At 59.8% G+C, this 7490-nt stretch carries 5 protein-coding genes and 1 CRISPR repeat array; of the genes, 2 read left to right on the top strand and 3 right to left on the bottom strand.

Going from position 1 to position 7490, the window contains the following annotated elements; genetic code table 11:
- The first annotated feature begins 552 nt into the window (after nt 1-552).
- Together NW845_RS11790 and NW845_RS11795 are read left to right on the top strand one after the other, a co-directional pair.
- Complete coding sequence (locus tag NW845_RS11790; RefSeq protein ID WP_414366435.1) at nt 553-1041, top strand: VOC family protein; 489 nt, start codon at nt 553-555, stop codon at nt 1039-1041.
- 16 nt (nt 1042-1057) lie between these two features.
- Nucleotides 1058-1915 (top strand): Tab2 family RNA-binding protein, encoded by an 858-nt coding sequence (locus tag NW845_RS11795; RefSeq protein WP_414378678.1) that lies wholly within the window; start codon nt 1058-1060, stop codon nt 1913-1915.
- Nucleotides 1916-2162: 247 nt separating this feature from the next.
- Nucleotides 2163-3477: direct repeats of the CRISPR family, unit length 36 nt; unit sequence GTTCCCCCTTCGGGGGGATCCCTAGAAATTGGAAAC.
- Between the two features lie 56 nt (nt 3478-3533).
- Here NW845_RS11795 and crtH read toward each other — a convergent pair.
- The 3 genes from crtH to NW845_RS11810 form a co-directional block, all read right to left on the bottom strand.
- Nucleotides 3534-5099, bottom strand: coding sequence for a carotenoid isomerase (crtH, locus tag NW845_RS11800; protein ID WP_414378679.1), 1566 nt, complete (start codon nt 5097-5099; stop codon nt 3534-3536).
- Between the two features lie 97 nt (nt 5100-5196).
- Entirely contained in the window at nt 5197-6141 is a 945-nt protein-coding gene (locus NW845_RS11805; RefSeq protein WP_414378680.1) for an ABC transporter permease, read from the bottom strand.
- Entirely contained in the window at nt 6135-7256 is a 1122-nt protein-coding gene (locus NW845_RS11810; protein WP_414378681.1) for an ABC transporter ATP-binding protein, read from the bottom strand. The genes NW845_RS11805 and NW845_RS11810 overlap by 7 nt, the downstream gene beginning before the upstream one ends.
- Between the last annotated feature and the right edge of the window lie 234 nt (nt 7257-7490).

Genomic DNA, 7490 nt, shown 5'->3' on the forward strand with positions numbered 1-7490 from the left:
ATATATCCAGAATCAGTCAGGAGGCGCTATCCCTCCCCACCGTATAGACGGTGGGGAATCCCGCGCCTTACGTTGAACAGGCAATGGATCCCAACTTTTACCCTGAAAAATAACTGCCAAATTGCGCCGGGAGTAAGTATGCAGCTTTACGAGCGCGACTTTTATGCCTGAACCCAAGAGCAGGCAGCGCTGCTGCGGGCGGGACAGTTGCAGCAGAACGACTCCGGGCACTCATCTTCGTTGAGTCAACACACCATGGCTGACGCTACGCTGCGCGAGCCGATAGCGTACAGGCTTCACGCTTCCCAGACTTGTTGGTACGGAGGTCTCAGCGTGCTGCCACTGTGCCGCCCACGGCAGGAAGCTCTCCAGAGATTTATTAATATTCTTCTCACTTGTAGCACAAACCGCTTTCATCCCGACACTGATTGGCTCTTGAGTCAACACAATTCACCCATACAGTGCGGGGCTTCCCGCCAGTTGAGCTAAAATCGCTTAACTTGGTAAAGAGCAGGGATCCTGAGTCGAGCAGGCTGCTTTGCGAGAGAGCCCATGGAACCCATCCGCTTTCATCTGGCCTTTCCCGTTGCCGATATTGCCTTGGCCAAGACTTACTACGGCGAGGGCTTGGGTTGCCAAATCGGTCGGGAAACCCCTGTTTCAGTTATTTTGAACCTCTATGGCCATCAACTGGTGGCCCACCTCACCCAGGAAGAGCTGACGCCACAGCGGGGCATCTACCCCCGCCACTTTGGCCTGATTTTCCCTGCCCAAGCAGATTGGCAGTCGCTGGCGGAGCAGGCCCAGGCACGGGGATTGCTTTTCTATCAGGAGCCGCGCTGGCGCTTTGTCGGCACCCCCCTGGAGCACGGCACGTTCTTTTTGCAGGATCCCTTCTACAACCTGCTGGAGTTTAAGTACTACCGCTACCCTGCCGCCATTTTTGGGGAGCGGGAATGGGCTTTGGTGGGGGATAGGTCTGCCCATCCTTCCCAGGATCGCTTTTCCACTTGCTCAGGCGGTGAGGTCAGCGGCAAGTAGCCAAGGGGAGGCAGACTTGGCCACTCAACCACCTCGTTCTGGCCCTATGCGCGGCCCCATCTGGCAGATGGATTTCAACGCCGTCCCGCTGCGGGATGCCCAGGAGCGGCGGGTTTGGGAGCTGCTGGTGTGCGATCCCACGGGTCATTTTCGCCAGGCCCAGTACTGCAGCAACCAAGAGGTCAATAGCACCTGGGTGGCCCAACAGCTGCGCAGCTATTTGGAAATGGCCCCCCAGCCCCCTTCGGCCATTCGCGTCTTCCGCGCCCGCATGAGCTCCATTTTGCAACGGGCCTGTAATGCCGTTGGGATCCCGATGCTGCCCAGCCGCCGCGTCTATGCCCTCCGGGCCTGGATGCGGGAACGGGCAGAGCAGGTTTACCCCCAGGAAACCCAATTTACCTATAGCCCCGAGCCGCCATTGGAGCCGGATCCGCCAGATCCCATTCCCCTGCCGGACAAGTTGCAGGGAGAGCGCTGGGCGTTCGTTACCCTGCGGGCCAGGGATCTGCGGGATGCCGAGACCTGGCCAATGGAATTTGGTGAGCTGTTCCCCCTAAACTGGGAGGCCCTGGCGCCCGACACCATCATTCCTGGGTTGGTGATTGCCTCGCGGCGGGCGCTGCCCATAGCAGCCTGGCTAAGCGGTATGGAGCCTGCTTACTTGACGGTGGCGGAGGGACGGCTGCTGTTCGAGGCTGGCCTCAGCGATTGCTACCTGTTTGCGCAACTAAAAGATGAAAAGCTGCAAGCGGAGGCAGAAGGCTTTGCCCAACGCCAACGCCAAGCCCAAGGGATCCACTTCCTCGCCATCCAAAGCGATTTCCGGGCCCAGTCCTTTGCCGGCTTTTGGCTGATGCAGCATCCTTTTTAAAACCGTTGTCGGCCCCTTACGTAGCTGTGTTCGTAAAGCAACACAAAAACGGTAGCAGCAGCTCTGCGAGCGCCTCGCCAAATCCCACAAAGGCCGATTCCTTCGTTGACCCGCTCGATGCCTTGCGCCACAAGGCTTTCAGGCCTCTTCCCCCCCCTCTTCCAGGCCCTTTTTTGCCGTCTTCGACCGACCCCCTCGCAAATGGGTCTTGCATTCCTTGCCCCGCTTGGGTTTAATAGGGGTAGAGGTTCCCCCTTCGGGGGGATCCCTAGAAATTGGAAACACCGTTTGGAACCTGACCTACTGGATGGAGGCAGTATATTTAGGTTCCCCCTTCGGGGGGATCCCTAGAAATTGGAAACGCAACCGGCACAACCAGTCCATCCCCTGCCGGTAGGCCTCGGGGATGTTCCCCCTTCGGGGGGATCCCTAGAAATTGGAAACTGTGTTGTACGAAGAGGCTGACGCCCTTCGTATGAGTGTTCCCCCTTCGGGGGGATCCCTAGAAATTGGAAACTTTGTTGAGCGATTAGAGAACCAATTGGAGAAGAACCAGCAGTTCCCCCTTCGGGGGGATCCCTAGAAATTGGAAACTAAAGAATTTGTCCAGTCTGTAAAAGACAAACAAAGCAATCAGTTCCCCCTTCGGGGGGATCCCTAGAAATTGGAAACTTACATTTGGTAGAGTCCGACTTTTACTTGCCTCCGGAAGTTCCCCCTTCGGGGGGATCCCTAGAAATTGGAAACTAAAGGGCGTTTCTCTCTGGTTATAACGTCCAACTTGTGGGTTCCCCCTTCGGGGGGATCCCTAGAAATTGGAAACCCGAGTCTTCTCGACCCGACGGAGAGAGTTCGTGAAGTTCCCCCTTTGGGGGGATCCCTAGAAATTGGAAACCTCCAATACCCGCGAGCCATCAACTGCCAATAGGAACTTGTTCCCCCTTCGGGGGGATCCCTAGAAATTGGAAACATTCAAGAAGAAGTTCATGTTCCGTGGAGCTCTGGAAAGTTCCCCCTTCGGGGGGATCCCTAGAAATTGGAAACTTAATCGCGGAATGGGTAACCGATTACCGTCACTCCCTGTTCCCCCTTCGGGGGGATCCCTAGAAATTGGAAACCTCTTGAAGTCGTCGCTCATCTAGTTCTCCTCCTCTGGTTCCCCCTTCGGGGGGATCCCTAGAAATTGGAAACGCCTCTGATGAGGGCCCTGGGGTTTGCAAAGGTTCTAGTGGTTCCCCTTCGGGGGGATCCCTAGAAATTGGAAACAGCGGGGTAGTGGTGGTAAGACAGTCTGGACTTAAAGGTTCCCCTTCGGGGGGATCCCTAGAAATTGGAAACTAGAATGGCGCGTTGCCCTGGACTAGCTCAGCCACTGGTTCCCCTTCGGGGGGATCCCTAGAAATTGGAAACCAGAAATACTCTGGAAGAAGATAACAAATTTATGTTGAACGTTCCCCCTTCGGGGGGATCCCTAGAAATTGGAAACCTCCCTCTCGCGGGGACAACGCCCCCGTTGTGGAGAAGAAGTTCCCCCTTCGGGGGGATCCCTAGAGAGTGGAAACTAAGAGCAACAAACAAAAGCCCCCGCGTTGGCGGGGGCTACTTCTTGGAGGGATCCCTAGGAATTGGAAAGGTCTACAGCTACCCGGTGGGCGCAGGCAAACCCGGAGAAGGCGACAGCGTTGAGGCCTTGACCGGGGAAGGTGCTATCGCCCACGCAGTAGAGGTTGGGAATGGCGGTGCGGTTGAAGGGCATTCCCAAGAGGCCCCAGGGAGTGCCGCGAGGGATGGGGCCGTAGGTGCCGTTAACACGGCCCAAGAAGCGGCGGTGGGTGCGGGGAGTGCCCACCTCCAGCAGCTCAATGTGGGATCCCAGCTCTGGCCAGAGGGCCTCCAGGCGGCGGATAAGGCGTTTGGCTGCCGCTTGTTTTTGCTGCCGGTACTGCTCCGGGCCTAAGCCCTGCCAGGTCTGCATCCAACTGGGGGTAAAAGCATGGACGATGTGGCGGCCCGGCGGGGCCAGCTCCGGATCCAAGAGGGTGGGAATAGAGACAAAGATCGTGCTCTGCTCCGCCTCCAGGTCTTGCCAATCTTCTAGAAGAATGTGGTGACAGTAGCGCTCGCCGGCCAGGGCCTCAGCTCGCACCCCTAGGTGCAGGCTCAAGAAGCTGGGAGACTGTTGGTAGCGGCTTTGCCAGTGCCGCTCCGCCGCCGGCAGGGATCCAGGCCAGAGGCGCTCAAAGGTATCCCAGCGGGTGGCATTGGAGATGATCTTGCGGGCAAAGAGCTTTTCCCCCCTGGAGAGCTCGACACCCACGGCGCGGCCCCGTTCTTCCAAAATCCGCCGCACCGGCGCCCCGTAGCGGATTTGCCCCCCACAGGCCTCTAGCCCCTGGGCCAACTTCTGGGCAATCTGCCCCACCCCTCCCTTGGGGTAGTTGACGCCGCCGTAGTGGCGATCACAAAACACCATGCCGGCGTTGATCATGGGCGTGCGATCTGCCGGCACCACCGACCAGCAGTAGCACTCCATATCCACAAAGCGCCGCAGCGCCGGATCCCGTAGGTGGCGCCGCGCCACCTGGCCCACATTCACCGGCAAGTAGCGGGCCAAAGTCAGGCAGGCGCGGGGGTTACCGACAAAAGAGCGCCAGAGATAGCCCCACTCCTCCAAAGAGAGGAGCTCCATGGCGTTGAGGCTGTTGAAGATAGGCCAGAAGCTGTCGTAGAAGCGGCGGATGCTGCCCGCTTCTTGAGGGAAATAGCTGGCTAGCTCCTGCAAAAACTGCTCGTAGTCCCGGTGCACACGCGGGCTAAGCCCCTGGGGCAGGTGGTAGGCAATCTGCACCGGGTCGGGGATGGATTCCAAAGACTGGCCCACAGCAGCCAGGGCGCGGGTGAGCAAGTTGGTGGTACCTTGAGTGCCCAGGCCAAAGATCATGGAAGCCCCGACATCAAAGCGGTAGATCCCGTTGCCGTTGGGATCCGGACGCTCAAAGTAGCCAGCGCTGCCACCAGGGATGAGGTATTTTTCCAGCACCAACACCTGGTAGCCTTTGGCCGCCAACTGGGTGGCCGCCACCAGCCCGCCGATCCCAGCGCCGATGACAATGACATCCCAAACAGAAGAGGGAGAAGCGGGAGTGGCTGTAGCCAGAGCTCGAGAAGAGAGCGTTTGGGTCAAGGGATCCTTACTAGTGCAATGCCAGTATCTCAACCTAGCAGAGCTTGCCAGCAAGCGGCGCAGGGCACTTGGGCAATCCCTTGGAGCTCGCAACGATTCAGAGCAGGTCTTTGAGGCCGCGGCTGCCAGCATAGCGGCTGTAGGCGTAGATTAACCCCAGGCTTAGCCCAGTTACCAGAAAGCTAAGGGCCGCTCCAAAGGGGTAGTCCAGGCTGGCGCCAAACTGCATCTGAATGACATTGCCAATTAGCAGGGTCTTGCTGCCCCCCAGCAAGTCCGGTACCACGAACATGCCCAGCGCTGGGATGGCCACCAGGATCAAGCCCGCCGCCAGCCCCGGCAGCGTTTGGGGAAAAAGCACCCACCAGAAGACCTGCCAGCCGTTGGCGTAGAGATCCCGGGCTGCCTCCGCCAGGCGCCAGTCAATGCGCTCCACTGCGGTGTAGAGAGGCAAGACCATGTAGGGCAAAAAGGTGTAGACCATGCCCAGGTACACGGCCAGCCAACTGGGGTAGAGAGCCGTCTGGGGCGGGATCCAGCCCAGCCAGGCGGCCAGGCGGGCCAGCCACCCTTCTGGCGCCAACACCACCATCCAGGCGTAGGTGCGAATCACTAGGTTAATCCAAAAGGGCACCACCACCAGCGTCAGCAGGAGATCCCGCTGCTGGGGCGGGTGGGCGGCAATAAAGAAAGCTAGGGGATAGGCCAGCAGCATACAGAAGAAAGTGGTGACTGCCGCCACCAACAGGCTGCGACCCAGGATCTGCCAGTAAATGGGCGTCCACCCCAGGGGGCCGTAGCCGAGAATGCGCAGGTAGTTGGCCAGCGTCAGGGGCAGTCCCACCTGGCCAAACTCGCCGCGGCTGAGAAAGCTGCAGGCCAAGAGCAGCAGTCCCGGCAGCACCAAAAACACCACCACCCACAGCACCCCCGGCCCGGCAAAGATGAGGCTGTGCAGCAGCTCCTGCCAGGGGGAGAGCAATTCCCCGGCGCGCACCTGGGCACGCTGGCCAGAAGAAGGGATCCCTGGCCATCTCAGCATGGGGGATCCTCCTGCCGGGGATCTAGCCGCAGGCGCACCAGGCTCTTGGGGGGCAGGTGGGCCACCAGCGCCTCGCCGATCTCAAACCCCGCCTCCTCAATATCCGTGTTGAGGGCGGTGGCCTTGAGCTGCTGTCCATTGGCCGTCTGCAGCAAGTACTGGTTCTCCGCCCCGGTGTAGATGAGGTTTTCCACCCGCACCGGCACTTGGTTGGGCAGCAGATCCCAGCCGCTACGGGAAAGCTGAATCTTTTCTGGGCGGATGGCCAACTGCACCGGCTCCAAGTTGGGCTGGATCCCGGGCACCTTGAGCTTGCCTAGGGGCGTATCCACGCAGTCCGTGCCACAGGCGATCCCTTCGATGAGGTTGCTGGCTCCCAAAAAGTCCGCCACAAAGGCAGTTGCCGGCCGCTCGTACACCTCGTCAATGGGGCCGACTTGCTCAATACGTCCGGCCCGCATCACCGCCACCCGGTCGCTGGTGACCAAGGCCTCCTCCTGGTCGTGGGTAACGAAAATAAACGTCATGCCTAGGCGCCGCTGCAATTCGCCCAACTGCACCTGTAGCTGCTTGCGCAACTTAGCATCCAACGCCGAGAGCGGCTCATCCAATAGCAGCACCTCCGGCTCATTGACCAAGGCGCGGGCCAGGGCTACCCGCTGCTGCTGCCCCCCGGAGAGTTCCTGGGGCTTGCGCTTAGCCAGATCCCCGATCTCCACCAATTCCAGGGCAGCGGCCACCCGCTTGTGCAGGGCCTCCCCTCGCACCCCCCGCATGCGCAGGCCAAAGGCGACGTTTTCCTCCACGGTCATAAAGGGGAAAAGGGCATAGCTCTGAAACACGGTGTTGACATTGCGCTTGTGGGCGGGCAAATGGCCCACCGGGCGCCCGCAGATCACCACTTCCCCGACGTCAGCCATCTCCAGGCCGGCGATGATGCGCAGCAGGGTGGTCTTGCCGCAGCCAGAGGGGCCCAACAGGCCAAAAAACTCGCCTCGCCGAATCTGCAAGGTGATGCCATCGAGAGCCACGAAGTTGCCAAAGCGCTTGCGAATCCCCTTGAGCTCCACATCCCAGTCAGGATTCTGGGAAAGGCCAGCACTGATGCCTGCCATCGCGGTTAACAGCCTTGCACTACTCTTAACCCAGTATGCAGGTTTGCGGTGCAGGGGGGTGGGCAGGCGGGCGCCCTACAGCCATTCTGCCTCCGGCGTTTCTTCCCCTGCTTGCTCCTGGGCCCCCCAGACCCAAGCGGTGAGGTCCTGGGCAGGGATCCCTTGCGGCATTAGCCCGTGGCAGCGGGAGCAAAACAGACAACTGGCACAGCGTTCACCGTAGGGGATCCCGGG

The sequence above is a fragment of the Synechococcus sp. H60.2 genome (genome assembly GCF_047462315.1).
Taxonomy (GTDB): domain Bacteria; phylum Cyanobacteriota; class Cyanobacteriia; order Thermostichales; family Thermostichaceae; genus Thermostichus.